Annotated in this window: 13 protein-coding genes; 10 read left to right on the top strand and 3 right to left on the bottom strand. The window is 37.3% G+C overall.

Going from position 1 to position 17,149, the window contains the following annotated elements; all coding sequences use genetic code 11:
- Positions 1–2 precede the first annotated feature (2 nt).
- From ACTQZM_RS04755 to ACTQZM_RS04745, 3 genes are all read right to left on the bottom strand, one after another.
- Positions 3–1,298, bottom strand: a complete 1,296-nt coding sequence (locus ACTQZM_RS04755) for a relaxase/mobilization nuclease domain-containing protein (protein WP_441653058.1) — start codon at positions 1,296–1,298, stop codon at positions 3–5.
- A gap of 1 nt (position 1,299) precedes the next feature.
- The gene (locus ACTQZM_RS04750) at positions 1,300–1,653 is read right to left on the bottom strand and encodes a plasmid mobilization protein (protein ID WP_172070394.1); all 354 of its coding nucleotides are present in this window, start codon (positions 1,651–1,653) and stop codon (positions 1,300–1,302) included.
- 176 nt (positions 1,654–1,829) lie between these two features.
- Positions 1,830–2,597 (bottom strand): DeoR/GlpR family DNA-binding transcription regulator, encoded by a 768-nt coding sequence (locus ACTQZM_RS04745; RefSeq protein ID WP_441653057.1) that lies wholly within the window; start codon positions 2,595–2,597, stop codon positions 1,830–1,832.
- 158 nt (positions 2,598–2,755) lie between these two features.
- Between ACTQZM_RS04745 and ACTQZM_RS04740 the strand changes: the two genes are divergently transcribed.
- From ACTQZM_RS04740 to ACTQZM_RS04695, 10 genes are all read left to right on the top strand, one after another.
- Entirely contained in the window at positions 2,756–4,171 is a 1,416-nt protein-coding gene (locus ACTQZM_RS04740) for a rhamnulokinase (protein ID WP_441653056.1), read from the top strand.
- Complete coding sequence (locus tag ACTQZM_RS04735) at positions 4,168–5,955, top strand: L-fucose isomerase (protein WP_277944449.1); 1,788 nt, start codon at positions 4,168–4,170, stop codon at positions 5,953–5,955. Before ACTQZM_RS04740 ends, ACTQZM_RS04735 begins: the two co-directional genes overlap by 4 nt.
- 14 nt (positions 5,956–5,969) lie before the next feature.
- Complete coding sequence (locus ACTQZM_RS04730) at positions 5,970–6,614, top strand: L-fuculose-phosphate aldolase (RefSeq protein WP_014638949.1); 645 nt, start codon at positions 5,970–5,972, stop codon at positions 6,612–6,614.
- 16 nt (positions 6,615–6,630) lie between these two features.
- The gene (locus ACTQZM_RS04725; protein ID WP_441653055.1) at positions 6,631–7,929 is read left to right on the top strand and encodes an ABC transporter substrate-binding protein; all 1,299 of its coding nucleotides are present in this window, start codon (positions 6,631–6,633) and stop codon (positions 7,927–7,929) included.
- A 54-nt stretch (positions 7,930–7,983) separates the two neighbouring features.
- Positions 7,984–8,904, top strand: coding sequence for a carbohydrate ABC transporter permease (locus ACTQZM_RS04720; protein WP_248036621.1), 921 nt, complete (start codon positions 7,984–7,986; stop codon positions 8,902–8,904).
- An 11-nt stretch (positions 8,905–8,915) separates the two neighbouring features.
- Entirely contained in the window at positions 8,916–9,755 is an 840-nt protein-coding gene (locus tag ACTQZM_RS04715) for a carbohydrate ABC transporter permease (protein ID WP_004195668.1), read from the top strand.
- The gene (locus tag ACTQZM_RS04710; RefSeq protein ID WP_441653054.1) at positions 9,752–11,086 is read left to right on the top strand and encodes an alpha-L-fucosidase; all 1,335 of its coding nucleotides are present in this window, start codon (positions 9,752–9,754) and stop codon (positions 11,084–11,086) included. Before ACTQZM_RS04715 ends, ACTQZM_RS04710 begins: the two co-directional genes overlap by 4 nt.
- Entirely contained in the window at positions 11,076–12,953 is a 1,878-nt protein-coding gene (locus ACTQZM_RS04705) for an alpha-N-acetylgalactosaminidase (RefSeq protein ID WP_441653053.1), read from the top strand. Before ACTQZM_RS04710 ends, ACTQZM_RS04705 begins: the two co-directional genes overlap by 11 nt.
- Before the next feature lies 1 nt (position 12,954).
- Entirely contained in the window at positions 12,955–13,848 is an 894-nt protein-coding gene (locus tag ACTQZM_RS04700; protein ID WP_105155699.1) for an ROK family protein, read from the top strand.
- Positions 13,849–13,988: 140 nt separating this feature from the next.
- Entirely contained in the window at positions 13,989–16,928 is a 2,940-nt protein-coding gene (locus ACTQZM_RS04695) for a glycoside hydrolase family 98 domain-containing protein (protein ID WP_441653052.1), read from the top strand.
- Positions 16,929–17,149: the final 221 nt, after the last annotated feature.

Below are 17,149 nucleotides of genomic sequence, written 5' to 3'. Positions count from 1 at the left end.
TTTTAAATATTGCGATTTTGTTCAGTTTCAAAGTAATAGTCAATATTTTTCTTGTGCTGATATAGTTTGTTGAATTGAAATTTTATTTGAGAATACTCTGTCATGAGGGTATTCTTTTTTTCTTGCAATTGTTCTAACTGGGATAATATGTCTTTGGGATTGGCTGATTTATAATTGTGTGAAAGGTCTTGTTTGGCCATTTTGTAGGCAGTAATTTCTTTCTGATATTCTTTTAAGAACTGGCGATTATTTGGTTGCTTCTGATAATGATGATAAATGAGTCTATTCTTCTGTATGACGTGAAGATTTTCCATTATCTTACCAAGTTCCGTCATTTCTTTATCAATTTGCTTAACTTCATCTTGAATCGAGATTTGTTTATCAGCAATAGATTCGATGGCAAGTTCTAAATCATTTTTTGTTTGAATACCTAGGTTTCTCAGTTCAACTAGACCTTGTGCCATGGATTTTAAGTTGTGTTTTCTCGCCCAAAATTCTAAACCTTTCTTGTCAGTAATCTTTGTTGTATCAATAAGTTGTTGAGGCGGATTCTTCTCAATTCTTTCTTTCAATCTCTCCTCAGTATAGTCGGATCCAATTGTTTTAGAGCGTGTGAATCTAGAAGCATTTTTACATTTGAAGGCAATGTGTTTTCCAAATTTGACTTCGCATTTTGATTTCTTCATACGGTCAAGAAAGTCGTCCCATGAGTTCGAACGTGAAACATTTAGGTCGATAAGAAATTGTAAATATGACTTCCAACCGTTACCATTTTGGCTTTGTTCCCACTCATAATGGGATTTTCCTCTGGTTTTGTATTTCGTGCGATAAGTTTGATAATGTTCATCAATAATTGACAATTTGTATTTTTTACATAAGCGATCACTAGTAGACCGTATTTGGTGATAGGTCCGTTTATTGCTTTGATAGCATTTCCCAGTTTCAAAATTGACATTATTAAAAATAATATGATTATGAATATGGCCTTTGTCAATATGAGTAGTAAGTACAAATTCATACTCATCTTTCAATATATTTTTACAGAGTTCTAATCCAATTTTATGGGCAGTTTCTTGGTCAACTTCACCTGGTAAGAAGGATTGGATCAGGTGTCGAGCTAGTACCGTTCCATTTACTTTATTCTCTTTTCGAGTTTGTAAGAATTGTAAATGAGCAGTGGTAGGGAAACACATGTGTGTCGAAATGAGCGTTTGATTATCTGTTTTTTTCTTCTCAAGGATGTAGTCTATTGCAAAATGCAGAGTAGATTTAATGGGGTGAATTTTAGTAACAGCCATATCAAATATCCCCCTGATTTGTTTTGTTGTAGAGTATGTTTTGTAGTTTATTGAGTTCCTTGCTCAAACGGTGTATTTCGTTCTGGATTGTCTTAATGTCCTCTTTATAAACAAGGGAGTAAGTATTGACCTTCTTGGCAATTTGGTTGACATTAGTGGAGGTCTTTGAAAGGAGATGTTGTAACTCTCTAAATGGTTGCATATCGACTTCATAAATCGATGTTTCAAGGATACACTTGAGGACGAAATGCCGCATTGATTTTGACCGAGATTGTCCATATTTTTGTCGCACTTGAGCAAGTTCTTTATCAGAAAGTCGAATTTTTAATTGGTTTGGTCTAGTACGTTTTTCCATTGTCTATTCCTTTCTATCGGGGTCTTAGGGTTCTCCCTAACAAGTAAAATGTAATGAAAAAAGCAGAGCCAAAGGCGTCTGCTTCGTTAATTTTATCGTAAGTGGGTACCCACTTACTGTGCTTGCTACAACAGTTCAAAGTTGTAGAGCGATAAGCTGCTATATAGTTTGTATTATTAGTCGGCAATCCATTCAACTTCATATTTTTCGGCAGAAGTTAACAAGGATTCATCAGGTAGCTTGTCTGATATGATGGTTTTATATTGTTTCAGATTGTTAATTTTAAAAAATCCGGACATCCGAAATTTCGAACTATCAATCAGTAATATTGTCTCTTTAGCCTTGTCAATAATAGATTTTTTTGCAATGGCTTGACTGAAAGAAGCTTCATAAACATATTCTTCATCAATTCCTCTTGCAGAACAAAAAGCAAGGTCTATACTAAAATGTTCAAGAAGACTATTTTCCATACTATGGTTTACGACTGAGGCAGAATGGTGTTTGACCTCACCGCCAGTGACAAATATTTTCGTTGTGGGATTAGAAAGTTCAGAAAGCAACTGAGCAGTATTAAGTCCATTCGTAAAGATAATTAGATTGTCAATTGTTGAAAGAAACGGACATAATTCATAAACCGTTGTACTTGAATCCAAGTATATACACATCCCAGGTCCAACAAAATCTTTTGCAAGGTCAGCAATGATTTTCTTATCTGACCTATTTTCAGTCTCTCTGATACTATGAGCAAGTTCGACGGTATTAAATGCGTTTAGCACCACTTCCCCATGTTTTCTTTTGATGAGACCTTGTTCTTCAAGATAGATTAAATCTCTACGAAGAGTTGATGTACTTGAGAAAGTTAATTTTTCAAGTTGTTTTACATCTATTCTCTTTCTACTGTGAAGAATATTTGTTATTTCTTTTAATCGTTTATCTCTACTCATACTAACACCTCTTAAGTACATAATAACATATTCTGAACAAAAATGGCGATTTTATGTCAATATTTTGAATAATTTTCAATCTACTGTTCAAGTATTGTAATAGAAGTTTGTATATATTAAAATAAAATCATGAAAGCGGTAACAGAAAGGAGGTTCAAATGAAAACTGTATTGGCTATTGACCTTGGAGCTACGTCGGGAAGAGGAATCCTATATTCTATTGAAAATGGAAAACTGATTTCGAGAGAAGTTCATCGATTCAACAATTCAATACAAAAAGTGAAGGGAAGACTTTGTTGGGATATAGAAAGCTTGGTAAAAAGTGTTAAAAAATGTATCAGAATTTCTCAAGAACAGTCAGAATTATCTTCTGTTGGAATTGATACATGGGGTGTTGATTTTGCATTATTGGATGTAAATGGAGAAATGATTGCTCAACCAGTATCCTATCGAGATAGGCGAACTGAATCAATATTAGATGAGATTGCAAGATATTCTTCTCTAAATGATTTGTATTTTAAAACGGGTAATCAGTTGATGGAGATTAACACACTATTTCAATTGATTGCTTGTAAATCTCAAACACCCGAAGAATATTTCAAAGCTGATAAACTGTTAATGATTTCAGATTACTTAAATTTTGTATTGACAGGTGAGGTCGCAATTGAAAGAAGCATTGCTTCCACAATGCAAATGATTAACCCATTGACACAAGACTGGAATCATGAAATTTTAAAAACATTTGAAATTTCAGAATTACTTTTACCGAAACTAGTATCCGAAGGAAATATACTTGGTAGTATATCGGACGAAATATTGAATAATGAAATAACAGTAATCAATGTTTGTCAGCATGATACAGCAAGTGCGGTAGCAGCGATTCCACATGAAGAGGAAAACTTACTCTATGTCTCTTGTGGAACTTGGTCACTTATCGGGACAGAACTGAAAGCCCCAATACTTACCGATAGTGCACTGAAGTATAATTTCACAAATGAAGCTGGCTATGATGGGACTACTAGATTTTTGAAAAATTGTACTGGACTTTGGATTATTGAAGAATTAAAAAAATCGTTCTTAAAATTAGGAAAAGATTTTTCATACGACGAAATTACAGAGATGGTGAACAATGTGGAAAGTTGTGTTCCAACATTTGACACAGATGCTTCGACATTCGCAAGTCCAGGTAACATGATTGAAAAAATTGTCTGTTATTTTTCAGATGAGGGGATAAAAGTATCAACAGATCCAGCGATTCTATTTAAGATAGTTTATCAAAGTTTAGCTGAAAAATATAAAGAAGTCATCATACAATTGGAAGAGATAACTGGGAATATCTATAAGAGAATTGACTTAATAGGCGGTGGTTCCAAGTCACAATATTTCTCACAATTAGTAGCAGATATGACAGGTAAGACGGTGGTTACTGGATTGTATGAAGCAACTTCAATCGGTAATGCCCTCGTTCAATTTAAGGCACTTGGCTATGTTGAAGATATGAAAGAAGCCAAGAAACTTGTAAAAGAGTCTATAACATTTAACCATTTTTATCCAAAGAAGGAGGAAAAAAAATGACACTTTATCCTAAAATTGGAATCCGTCCAACTATTGATGGTCGACAGGGCGGTGTAAGGGAATCCTTAGAAGAAAAAACCATGCAAATGGCTCTAGCTGCTAAGGATTTGATTGAGTCCAATTTGCGTTACGCAGACGGAACCCCTGTACAGTGTTTGCTGGCCAGTCGAACCATTGGTGGTCAAGGGGATGCTGGGATTGTCTATGACGAGTTTGCTCGTGACAATGTGGTCGCTACCCTTTCTGTCACACCAAGTTGGTGCTATGGGACAGAAACCATGGATATGGATCCACACACGATTAAAGCTATTTGGGGCTTTAATGGGACAGAGCGACCTGGGGCAGTTTACCTAGCGGCAGCCATGAGTGGCTACGCTCAAAAGGGTTACCCAGCATTCAAGATTTATGGTCATGATGTTCAGGATCTGGATGACAATAGCATTCCTGCAGATGTGGCTGAAAAAATCTTGCTATTTGCCAAGGGAGCCATTGCTGCTGGTCAGATGAAAGGCAAGTCCTATGTCAACATTGGAGCTTCTTCAATGGGAATTGCGGGTTCTCAGGTTACCACTTCCTTCTTTGAAGACTATCTGGGAATGTTGGTCGAATTTGTAGATATGACAGAAATCCTTCGCCGTATGGAGTTGGAAATCTACGATAAAGAAGAATATGAAAAAGCACTTGCTTGGATTAGGGAATATTGCAAAGAAGGTGTTGACATCAATGTAGGAAAGGAATTCCCAGAAGTGATTACCAAGTCTAAGGTGATTCCAGCAGACAAGGATTGGGAATTTATTGCCAAGCAAACCTTGATTATCCGCGATATTCTCTTTGGAAATCCTCGCTTGGCAGAGATTGGCTGGGAAGAGGAAGCTCGTGGCAGAAATGCAATTTCAGGTGGTTTCCAAGGCCAACGGCAATGGACAGACTGGTTGCCAAACGGTGATTTTGCTGAAGCGATTTTGGCTTCCACTTTTGACTGGAATGGTCCACGTCCTGTGACTGCCTTTGCAACAGAAAATGATACTTTGAATGCGACCGCCATGTTATTTGGAACCCTCCTAACCAATAAGGCTCCAATTTTCTCTGATGTTCGGACTTATTGGAGCCCAGAGGCGGTCAAACGGGTGACTGGTCAAGAACTAACAGGTAGGGCAAAGGATGGTATTCTTCATCTAATTAACTCAGGGGCTTCAGCTCTTGATGGAAGTGCCGCAGCACGAGATGAAGCTGGTCAGCCAACCATGAAAGAGTTCTGGAATATGACGGAGGTGGATATCAAAGCCTGTCTGGAAGCGACAGACTGGTGTCGAGCTAACTATGAATATTTCCGAGGAGGTGGCTATTCTTCTCACTTCAAGACCCAGGGAGAACTTCCTGTTACCCTGATTCGTGTCAATCTAGTCAAGGGTGTTGGTCCAAGTTTACAGATTGCCGAAGGCTACACTTGTCCATTGGATGATGAAGTGCATCGTATCTTGGATGAGCGGACAGATAAAACATGGCCAACAACTTGGTTTGCTCCGAATCTTGGAGAACCTGGTTTTGAAACCGTCTATGATGTCATGAACCATTGGGGTTCTAACCACGGTGCCTTTGTTCATGGGCACATTGGTGCAGAAGTTATCACTCTGGCTAGTATGTTGCGAATTCCTGTAGCCCTCCACAATATTCCAAGGGAACGAATTTTCCGTCCAAGCATTTTTGATGGTGTCGGTACTAAGGATTTGGAAGCAGCAGATTTCAAGATGTGTGAGGTTTTAGGACCGCTATATAGTAAATAGAAGGAGAACACTTTATGTTCATGGAAAAAGAAAGAAAGGAACTTATAAAGTACGGCAAAAAGTTAGTTACTGAAGGCTTAACCAAAGGTACTGGTGGGAATCTGAGCGTATTTAACCGTGAAAAAGGTCTAATGGCAATCACTCCGTCTGGAATTGATTTCTTTGAAATCAAGGAAGAAGATATTGTCATCATGGACTTGGAAGGACAAGTAGTCGAAGGTGAAAAGCTTCCTTCTAGTGAGTGGTATATGCACCTGATTCAATACCAGCAACGAGAAGACCTTGATGCAGTCATTCATGCCCACACAACTTATGGAACTGTTTTGGCAGTGCTAAGAGAGCCCTTACCAGCTAGCCACTATATGATTGCGGTAGCTGGAAAAGATGTCCGAGTAGCAGAATACGCCACATATGGGACTAAGGAATTGGCTGAAAATGCTGCGGAGGCTATGAAAGACAGACGTGCAGTCTTTCTTGCCAACCACGGTATCTTGGCTGGTGCTCAAGACTTACTAAATGCCTTCAATATCATTGAGGAGGTTGAATACTGTTCTAAAATTTATTGTGTTGCCAAAAGCATGGGAGAACCAGTCATCCTCCCAGATGAAGAAATGGAATTGATGGCTGAAAAATTTAAAACTTACGGACAAAGGAAATAAAACGGAGGAACATAAAATGAAAAAAAGTTTGTTGAAATGCGGTGCATTGTGTTTATTTGCTTCAGTGATTCTAGCTGCTTGCGGATCGTCGTCAGGAACTAGTTCAAGTTCTGAAAAAGCAGCAAGTGGTGATGATACAGTTTTAGAGTTCTATCATGGATATCACCATAGCGAAGAAGAATGGCCAGCTGCTAAAGTTATGCGTGATCTTTATGATGAATTTGCGAAAAAACATGCAACCGGTGATGTTGAATTTAAACCAACTCCTGTGAACGGAAGCTTGACAGACATTATGAATAACAAGGTTGCAAGTGGCGAGTTTCCAGATATGATTGACTTGGCTGGTAACGATGTTTCGCTAGCAGCTATTGAACAAAGTTTGGTTCTGGATTTGAAACCATATATCGATGATAATGGTTTGGAAAAAAATGTTGGTCTAAACTATACACAAAATGATGTGAACGGAAAAATCTATACAGTCCACGACCAATTATTAACCTTAGGTCTTTGGTACAATGCAGATATTTTCTCAAAAGCAGGAGCTAAAACACCTGACCAATGGACCAAGTGGAGTGATTTTACCGAAGCTATGGCCTTGGTTCGTAAACAAGGAGTATATGCATTTGGTGCAGGAGAGCCAGCAATTCGTCTCTTTAACACTGTACTTGGCTCATCTGAAGCTGGCCGTAAACTATTAGAAGGTCCTCTAACTTCTGAAGGAATTGATTCAAAAGAATTTGCAGAAGCACTTAAATTGGTTATGACAGAAGTGCAAGCAAACGGTTCAGCTAATGCAGGCGGCGATGCCAACGTTTATTCAACTGATTTTACTGAAAATAAATCAGCAGTCTTCTTCAACGGTGTATGGGCTGCAGGTGGTTTGAAAGATAATGCAGCTTTGAAACCAGGATTGTACGCTGGTAATGTTGCGATTAGTTCAGCTGGTGGCGGTATTACAATTTCAAGTAAACTATCTGAGGAAGAAGAAAAACTTGCATTGGAATTTGTAAAATACATGACCAGTGACGAGGTTCAAACTACAATTTTCGAAAAAGTGGGAGCGAACCCAGCTAGCCAAGCGATTGATACTGCTCAAATTGCAAGCGGTTCTGACGACGCTACTGTAAAACTCTTAGGTGAAGCGACATCAATGGCAAACAATGCAGATGTAACTGTTCCTACTGTTGTATCTGTTTGGGGTGGTGACGTTCGTACTGCAATTATCAACGCATTGACCGAAAGTGCTGCTGACGGTGTCAATATCGATCAGAAAGTAAAAGAAACACAAGACATCTTGAAAGCCCTTATCGGATAAAATAACAGGGCTAAGGATGTATTCCTTAGCCCTTTTTTAGAAAGTGAGTATTTTATGACAAAGAAAACCATGACCTTACAAAATAGGAAGGCACAGAAACAACGATTTATTTTTCTATTTTTACTCCCGACATTAGTTTGTTTCTTTCTCTTCTACTTTTATTCGGTGGTAACTATTTTTGCAACATCCTTTACTAAGTGGGATTATACGAATTTAACCAGCCCAGAATTTCTAGGTTTTGGCAATCTTTTTGCCAACTATAAGTACATTTTTAGTGAATATCCTTTCTTTTTGGAAGCACTGAAAAATTCAATTACATGGGCAATTATAGGTGTAGTAGTTCAAGTCCCATTAGCTTTATCAGTTGCTATAGCCTTATCAAAAAAATTGGCTGGTTGGAAACTATCTCGAAACCTTTATATCATACCTAGTATTATTTCTAGTGCCGCAATGGGTTTGATTTTTCTTCAAATCTACAATCCAAATTATGGAGTAGTTAACCAAGTTATCCGCTTTTTTAACCCTGAATTTTCGGATGCGATTTTATTGACACCTGGCTTGAATATTATTGCGATGACTTGTGCTTATATTTTCTTTGCAGGGACATCGACAATAATGATATTGGGTCAAATCTTCGCCATTCCACAAGAGATCCATGAAGCAGCAATACTAGATAACATTACAGGGTGGAGAAGAGAATGGTATATCACCATTCCAATGATAAAAGAAACATTAAAGACAGTTTCGATTATGGCCGCAACTTCGGGTTTCCTATTGTATAACGAAGTATTCTTCCTAACAAATGGTGCAGCTGGAACAAAAAGTATCAGTTTTATCATAAGGGAGTTAGCGGTATCTAGTTCTCGTACACAATATGCCAGAGCTAACACTATAGGTGTGATTCAGATTTTAGGCGGAATGCTAATCATTTTGTGTATCAATCTGATATTCAAAGAAGGTAAACGTAGAAAGTGAGGATAGAGCATATGGACAATCGTTTGAATGGCCTTTCTAAATCGGGAAAATTAATTATTTACATCTATATGGCTATTACTTGTTTAATTTCAGTGTTTCCAATTTTATGGATATTTCTATCCTCATTAAAAGCGGATCCTATGAAAAATCCAGGTATTAGTTTGCCAACTGATTTAAGTTTTGATGGTTATATCAAGGTTTTTACTGAGTTACATGTATTGGACTATTTTTGGAACAGTTTTAAAGTTGTTTCCATATCTGTGATTATCAGTATTATCATGATTTCCATGTCATCTTATGTTATTGCTCGGATGGATTTCCGTGGGAAAAAGCTGATAACAGCAATGTTGTACTCCACTCTATTTATCCCTGCAACAGCAATGACTTTCCCTGTCTATCGTTTGGTAAATGTTTTGGGGATATATAATACGCCAGTAGCTCTGATTTTTGTCTACTCTTGTAGCGGTATTGCCATGAGTTTCTTTATCATAAAAAATTACTTTGCAATTATACCTAAGGAGTTGGAAGAAGCTGCTGAAATAGATGGAGCGAGCTATGCTCAGACATTTTGGAAAGTAATGTTACCTATTGCTAGACCTGGTATTTTAACAGCAGCAATATTAGCTTTTATAAATAACTGGAATGAATATTATTGGGCATCAATGTTGATCATCAATAAAGATGAGCTGACGGTTCCAGCCTTGCTTGGTCAATTCACAACTAGCTTTAATACTAACTATAATGGTCTCTTTTCAGCAATTGTTGTGATTATCTTACCACCAATTTTACTATTTGCATTTGCAAGTAAATACTTTATTGAAGCCCTTGGAGGAGGAGCAGTAAAAGGATGACAAAAAATAGTTTACAAGAAATTAACAAACGTACAGAGTGGTTCCGAAAAGACCGCTTTGGAATGTTCATTCACTGGGGGCTCTATTCAATCCCTGGAAAAGGGGAGTGGATTCGCAGTCACCAACAATTATCCATTGATGACTATAGGCCATATTTTGAAGCATTTAATCCTGTAAAGTACAATCCGAAAGAGTGGGCGAAGGCAGCAAAAGCAGCAGGTATGAAATATATGGTCTTGACCGCCAAGCACCATGATGGATTTTGCTTGTTTGACTCAGCCTATACTGACTACAAATCTACAAATACACAAATCGGGAAAGACTTAGTAGCTGAATTTGTTGAAGCAGTACGAGAAGAAGGATTAAAAGTAGGTCTATACTTCAGTCTGATTGACTGGTATCATCCAGATTATCCGAAATATGGCGATATGATTCACCCTATGCGTGAGAATGAAGCCTTTAAAGATGAGAAGATTGACTTTGACAACTACTTGACTTTCTTACACAATCAAGTGGAAGAAATCGTCTCCAAGTATGGCAAACTGGACATTCTATGGTTTGACTATTCTTACGGAGAAATGTTCGGAGAGAAATGGCGTGCAACAGATTTGATTAAACTTGTACGTAAGTATCAACCAGATGTGGTTGTAGATAATCGGTTAGAAACATCGGGCGAAGGATTTGGCAGTATTGTAACAGATGAAATCAATATTTATTCTGGTGACTTTGTTAGCCCGGAACAGCTCATACCTCATGAGGGAATTCGAAATATACATGGAGAGCCAATTCCTTGGGAACTTTGCTTAACAATGAATAATAACTGGGCCTACAATCCTACGGATTATTTCTACAAATCGTCCAAGACACTTATTCGTAAGTTGGTTGAGTGTGTAAGTAAGAATGGGAATATGATTCTGAATGTAGGTCCAGATGCACTAGGTGTTATCAATCAAGAAAGTCAAGATATTTTAACTGATTTTGGAAAATGGTTAGATAAGAACGGTGAGTCTATTTATGGTTGTGGCGTTAGTTCATTACCTAAACCAGAATGGGGCTACTATACTCAAAAAGGGAACACGGTGTATGCTCATGTCTTCGAACAGCCAATTGGCCCTCTTGCCCTGATTGGTATCGATGAAAGCAAAGTCAAAAGAATGAGTTTCCTCCATGATGGAAGTGAAGTGAAGATTTCTAAGAGTTGGACCACTAATGCGTATGAAGGGATTTGCTTTGCACAGTATGGTGATATTCCTCACTTTACTTATCCATTGCCAGATAGCATTGATAGTGTGATAAAAATTGAATTAGTAGGTGATGATAGTGAAGATTGAAAATAAAAATGTAGCACGCTATTTTAAATTAGAAGATGGGAAGTTTTATACTTCCCATATCTTGAATAAAAAGGTCGACGAGCCTATTGGGAACGAAAAATGTACGGAATTCGTTGTTTATTTCTGTGATGGAAGCCAGCTCAGCTCTGAGGATTTTACAGCTCATGTAGTCGACCAAACCAATGAAAGTATTCTGGTAAGTTTTCATCATTCTGAAATCCAATTGACCATTCTATATTCAGTTCGTGAAGACGTTCTTGTCAAAGAGGTGACGATTCTGTCATCCATAAATACAATCAACTATATTGATGTGGAACGGTTTAGTTTTACAAATTTAGAACATGTCTATCTTCCTAAAAAGCAAGAAGATATCAAAGAAATGGCTGGATTTTCTGGTTATTATGTAGAGTTGGGACAGCCAATTTATGCCAAGTCTTTCTTCTTGGGCATGGAATTTCCAATGGGGGAAAATAGGATAGAAGACCAGACCTATTTTTCTCGCTATTATGTTGGACACGAGATTAAAGAACCTAAGAAAATCTGGCCGGTTGTTATTGGTGCATCATCTGGGTTTGAGAAGTCAAGTATACAAAAAGACTTCTTTACTTACATTCGTGGTATAGCCCAACCAAGTTATTTCAGAAAACAATACAATTCTTGGTATGACCATATGACTGCAATTGATGAAGGAATCATTGTAAAAAGTTTTGAAGAAATTTCACATGGCTTTGAAGATAATGGTGTGAAGTTAGATGCCTATGTCGTTGATGATGGCTGGTGTGATTACCAAAGTGTTTGGGAGTTCAATGAAAAGTTCCCTAACGGTCTAACAAAGGTAAAAGCTCTCGTAAATAATTTGGATGCTAGCCTTGGTCTTTGGATCGGACCACGTGGAGGTTATAACGGTACAGAAGTTATCATGAGTGACTGGTTAGAAGCACATCCAGAATTTGGTAGCAAAAATGCTTTATCAAACGATGTCAATATTGGTGATTTTAAATATTTGGAAGGCATGAAGCAAAAAATGTTGGATTACCAGAAGAAATATGACATCAGCTACTGGAAAATCGATGGTTGGTTGTTGAAGCCGGACAAGCCAGACCCTAGTGGTGAGTTTGCCATGCACACTATGACTCCTGTCTATGAATTCTTGATTGACCTCTTAAAAGATTTAAGGGCAGAGCGAGGAGATAGAGATTGCTGGTTGAACTTGACTTCCTATGTTAATCCTAGCCCATGGTTCTTACAATGGGTCAACAGCCTTTGGATACAAATTTCTCAGGATGTTGGCTTCACAGAAAATGCTGGGAATGATATTCAACGGATGATTACCTATCGTGATTGCCAATACGAAGAATTTTTGACCAAACGAGATATTCAATTGCCTCTTTGGAGCCTTTATAACCATGAGCCTGTCTATGCGAGTACGGCTCATACCTGGTACATGGACCATCAAATGTATGCAAGTGTAGAAGAGTTTGAAGATTATCTGATGTTTATTTCTACTCGTGGGAATGCTTTCTGGGAGTTCCATTATTCCTATACAATGTTTGATGAAGAGCGATGGAAGGCCAATGCTCGTGCAGTCAAGTGGATAGAGAACAACTACTCAACACTAAAACATAGTCAAACGATTGGTGGCAAACCGTCAGTGTTTGAAATTTATGGTTACAGATGTATTGATAAAGAAGCAGGGAAAGAAATTCTTTCGCTTCGGAACCCAGCTAGTCATTCAGCGACTATTCAGTTAGATAATATCAATCTTTCCGACTATCAATTGGTTAGAGGAGATTATACAGCTCTGACAGAAACAGAGTATGAACTAGCTCCATATACAATTCTGATTGCAGAGAAACTAGGAGGGTAATATGGCAGTTAAATATGCTTTAGGTGTAGATATTGGTGGTACAAAAGTTGCTGTGGGACTGGTAAATGATATAGGTCATGTGGCTTATAGTCTAAAGGTGCCAAGCAATAAAGAGTCGTCAGAAACCTTATTTCAATGCGTGTGTACAGCTATTCGAGAACTACTAAACAGTCAGCAACTGAATATTGAGGATGTTTCAGGGATTGGTGTTGGCTTGCCGGGAAAAGTTGATGTTGAAAATGGAATCGCAGTTTTTCAAAATAATATTCCATGGGAGAATTTTCCTGTTGTTAAGCGACTTCAAGAAGAATTTGGAAATATTCCAATAAAAATTGACAATGATGTGAAAGTAGCAGCGTATGCTGAGTATAGATTACTGTCTCTAGAAGCCAATGATATGTTTGGTTATATCACAATTTCTACTGGTATCGCAGCTACAAATATCATAAATAACACAATTCTAAGGGGTTCTGGCTTTGCGGGTGAAATTGGATTTATGCCAGTTCGAAGTTTCGGAAGAACAAGTGGTCTAGAAATCTCTTGCTCTGGACCAGCTATTGAACGCCAAGGGAAGCAAATGTATGGTGAAGATTTGTCAACCAAGGCAGTGTTTGATAATTGGCGTCAAGGTGATATTACAGCATCGGCTATTATAGCTAATGCGAGAGATGGATTGGTCCAAGCAATCCATAGTATGATTTGTTTACTCGATCCAAAAATCATTGTTTTGGGTGGTAGTGTAGCACAAAATAACCCAGATTTTATCGATGACATAAAGACAGTTTTGCGACTATCTTTACATCATGAACAAAAACATATTTTAGAAAATATTATCATCTCAAAAATTGAAGGCGGCAATAACGGAATAATTGGTTCTGCATTCCTAGTCCAATAACAGAGAAGAAAATGATGAAAATAGATAGTTCGTAGTATTTTAATCAATATAGACAGGTTTGTTTTCCAATATCAGAAAAATGGACTAGGAAATGTTGGGAAACAAAAGCTCTCTTTCAATAAGAATAAGAGGTAGAACAAGTGAAAAAGAATAAAAGGAAATTTACACTTTTAACGATCGCAACATTAGCTTCAGTATTTTTATTTCAAAACAATGTGTTTGCAACTGAAGTTTCATTATCTGATTTAAATTGGACTACTGCAACGCACGGAGATGCTACTTCATCGAAAACAGTTCAGAAGAATAAACCATTTTCTGCAGGAAATGATAATCGCGGAAACAAGATTTCATTAAAAATGGAAGATGGCTCAATCAGAGAATTTGAGAAAGGCACTGGAACTGTTGCTGCAAATCCTTCCACCATTAGTTATGATATTTCTAACCTTGGGGCAACAAAATTCAAGTCTTTTGTTGGTATTGATAGGACAGCTGTTCCTACGGATAATAGATATTCCAAAATTAGTAAATTTGAAGTGCTTGTAGATGGGGCTGTTATTTATACTTCAATTGAAAATTATCCTGAAGGGATAAAGTATGATACATCAGCGATATGGCTTGAATTGGATATTCCGTCCGATGCACAGACTATTGAATTTAAGAGTTACTCAGGCGAACATACTTGGGGTGACGAAGTTGTATTAGGAAATCCAATTTTTGAGATACCTGATAGAGTAGCAACTCCGGAAGACGGAGTAGATGTTGTAGAACAGACTTCTCCAACGGAACTACCTGTTAGAGAGAATGCTATTTATTTATCAGATTTAGATTGGAGAAGTGCTAGTCACGGTGATGCTACAGGTTCAAAAACTGTACAGAAAAACAAACCATTTACGTTAGGGAATAATGGCAGTAATCAGAGAATTTCATTAAAAATGTCGGATGGCACTATTAAGGAATTTGATAAAGGGCTAGGTACAATAGCTGCTGGACCATCGACAATACAATATGATATTTCTGGAGCAGGAGTATCACGCTTTACTACATTTGTCGGACTTGATAGAAGTGCTGGTCATTCAGATAATAGATACGCAAATATTGAAAAATTTGAAATTGAAGTTGATGGTACCGTAATCTATTCTACTTTAAATGAATATCCAAATGGATTTAATTACGATACACCAGCAATAAAAGTCGATGTTGAAATTCCTGAAGGGTCACGTTCAATTCGTTTAAATAGTTACTCTGGTCAACAAACCTGGGGTGATGAGTTGGTTTTGGCAGGTGCATATTTTGTTGCAAGTGGTCAATTCAGAAATCCAAATGATTTTGAGCCTGCTCCAAAACGTAGAGAGATTTCGAATACAAGCCCATTATTGATGATGCCATTGTATGCGAATGGTTCTGAATACAATAAAGGAAACTATTCCTTCTGGGGTGAAGATACTTTAGTTGGAAAATGGGAAAATATTGATCCAGAACTAAAGCCATACACAGTTATTCAGATTCACCCAGATGATTTGCCACATAGATCAGGAGTAGCTCAGGACTTTTATGAAAAAATTCTCGAACAGGCTCAAAACTATGTAAATCCAACTACTGGGCAAAATGAACCTATTCCAGTTGTTTTGACTGTTTATACAGCAGGTAACCAATCGCATTATACTGCGGCACATTGGATTACAATGGAATGGATTGATAGAATGTATGAAAAGTATTCCTGCCTTCAAGGCATCTTTTCAACTGAAAATTATTGGGTCTGGGCTGGGGATGTTGAAAGTAACGCAGCCGAGTACTTAAAATTGTCTGCAAGACATGGAGGATATTTCATTTGGTCTGAGCAAAACAATGGAGCTTCAATTGAAAAAGCACTAGGAACTCAAGGAAGAACAATCTTTAAAGAGACAGTTGAAAAGTATTGGCAAAACTTTATCTTCATGTTCAAAAATACACCTGCACATGAAGGGAATGACGCTCCAACTGTAAGTTACATGACAGGTCTATGGCTTGCTGACTATGCATACCAGTGGGGTGGATTGATGGACACTTGGAAATGGTATGAAACAGGAAAATGGAAGTTGTTTGAAGGCTCTGGAATTGGAAAAACACAAGGGAATAGACAATGGTTAACTCAACCAGAAGCCATGTTAGGAGCAGAGGCTATTAATATCTATTTAAATGGTGGATCGGTATATAATTTTGAGCATCCTGCCTATACCTATGGTGTAAGAAATGAAGAATCACCATTATATTCAACTGTAATTGAAAACTTTTTCAAATATGTAATAAATAATCCTGCACCTTCTAAAGAAGATGTACTCGCTGCTACAAAAATTTTGATAAATGGAAATTTCTCATCTAAACGAGATGGTCGTTTCTATGTTGACGTCAATACAGCAACACACCAAAGTCCACTATATACAACTGGTCGATATGGTGTAATCCCTGCTGTACCATCTAGTATTTCTTCAGAAGTATTGAATTCAAAATTACCTGACCATATTCAGGTTGTCAGTCTAAATGACGGCAGTATGTCTTCGGCGGCTAATAGAAGAAATTTATTAAACGGCCTATATCCAGAAGAGTATACTGGAAACATTTTTGGTGATGAGATTGACAATAGAGCATTTATCTATAATTATGAGTATAATCGTGACAATGACCAGACTGGTACATTCGAACTTAGTGGAAAAGAGTTTGATGTAACTTTGAAATCTCACTCGTTCACGATTGTAGAGAATATTGCAACAGGATTAAATATCAAACAAAATAACTTCCGAATCAATAAAGATTCATTATGGGAAGGTGCTTCAAATTCAACACAAGCTAGAGCATTACCTCAACTATCAAAATCTGATGCAATAAATTGGGTATTTAATACTTATATCCATAATACTCCAAGCTCCGAGCAGCGTGAGACGGTTTATGTATTAAAGAATGTAAGTAAACAACCGACTATTGAGATACTAAATTCTAGTGATTCAAATATTGCGACTCCAAGCGTAGAATACAATTCTGAATCAAAAACAGCAACTATTAGAATACTATCAAATGGTTATGTTGATTTAAATATTAACTATTAAACATAATAGTTAAGTAATAAAAATTGAGCAAAATTTCAAGATGTAAATCATGAAATTTTGCTCTTTTTTTTTTTTGGCTCTTTGTCAAGTAGTGTTGTTGGCAATTAAGTGTAAGCGTCCAATAACAAGGTGTATCGCATCTATCTAGTCCTCCAGTTATACTGTATTCAAACAGAAGATTGGAGGTTTTTTATGATGAAACAACCCATTGTCCCTCTAGC

The sequence above is a fragment of the Enterococcus cecorum genome, assembly GCF_052119425.1.
In the GTDB taxonomy this organism is placed as follows: Bacteria; Bacillota; Bacilli; order Lactobacillales; family Enterococcaceae; genus Enterococcus_E; species Enterococcus_E cecorum_C.
The sequence above is the reverse complement of the archived record's forward strand: the minus strand, read 5'-3'. Positions and strand labels throughout refer to the sequence as shown.

Excerpts from the sequence above, each read along its gene's own strand:
- ACTQZM_RS04730 (WP_014638949.1), top strand. The coding sequence starts at position 5,970 with ATGTTCATGGAAAAAGAAAGAAAGGAACTTATAAAGTACGGCAAAAAG.
- ACTQZM_RS04725 (WP_441653055.1), top strand. The coding sequence starts at position 6,631 with ATGAAAAAAAGTTTGTTGAAATGCGGTGCATTGTGTTTATTTGCTTCA.
- ACTQZM_RS04715 (WP_004195668.1), top strand. The coding sequence starts at position 8,916 with ATGGACAATCGTTTGAATGGCCTTTCTAAATCGGGAAAATTAATTATT.
- ACTQZM_RS04735 (WP_277944449.1), top strand. The coding sequence starts at position 4,168 with ATGACACTTTATCCTAAAATTGGAATCCGTCCAACTATTGATGGTCGA.
- ACTQZM_RS04740 (WP_441653056.1), top strand. The coding sequence starts at position 2,756 with ATGAAAACTGTATTGGCTATTGACCTTGGAGCTACGTCGGGAAGAGGA.
- ACTQZM_RS04710 (WP_441653054.1), top strand. The coding sequence starts at position 9,752 with ATGACAAAAAATAGTTTACAAGAAATTAACAAACGTACAGAGTGGTTC.
- ACTQZM_RS04745 (WP_441653057.1), bottom strand. The coding sequence starts at position 2,597 with ATGAGTAGAGATAAACGATTAAAAGAAATAACAAATATTCTTCACAGT.
- ACTQZM_RS04755 (WP_441653058.1), bottom strand. The coding sequence starts at position 1,298 with ATGGCTGTTACTAAAATTCACCCCATTAAATCTACTCTGCATTTTGCA.
- ACTQZM_RS04750 (WP_172070394.1), bottom strand. The coding sequence starts at position 1,653 with ATGGAAAAACGTACTAGACCAAACCAATTAAAAATTCGACTTTCTGAT.
- ACTQZM_RS04700 (WP_105155699.1), top strand. The coding sequence starts at position 12,955 with ATGGCAGTTAAATATGCTTTAGGTGTAGATATTGGTGGTACAAAAGTT.
- ACTQZM_RS04720 (WP_248036621.1), top strand. The coding sequence starts at position 7,984 with ATGACAAAGAAAACCATGACCTTACAAAATAGGAAGGCACAGAAACAA.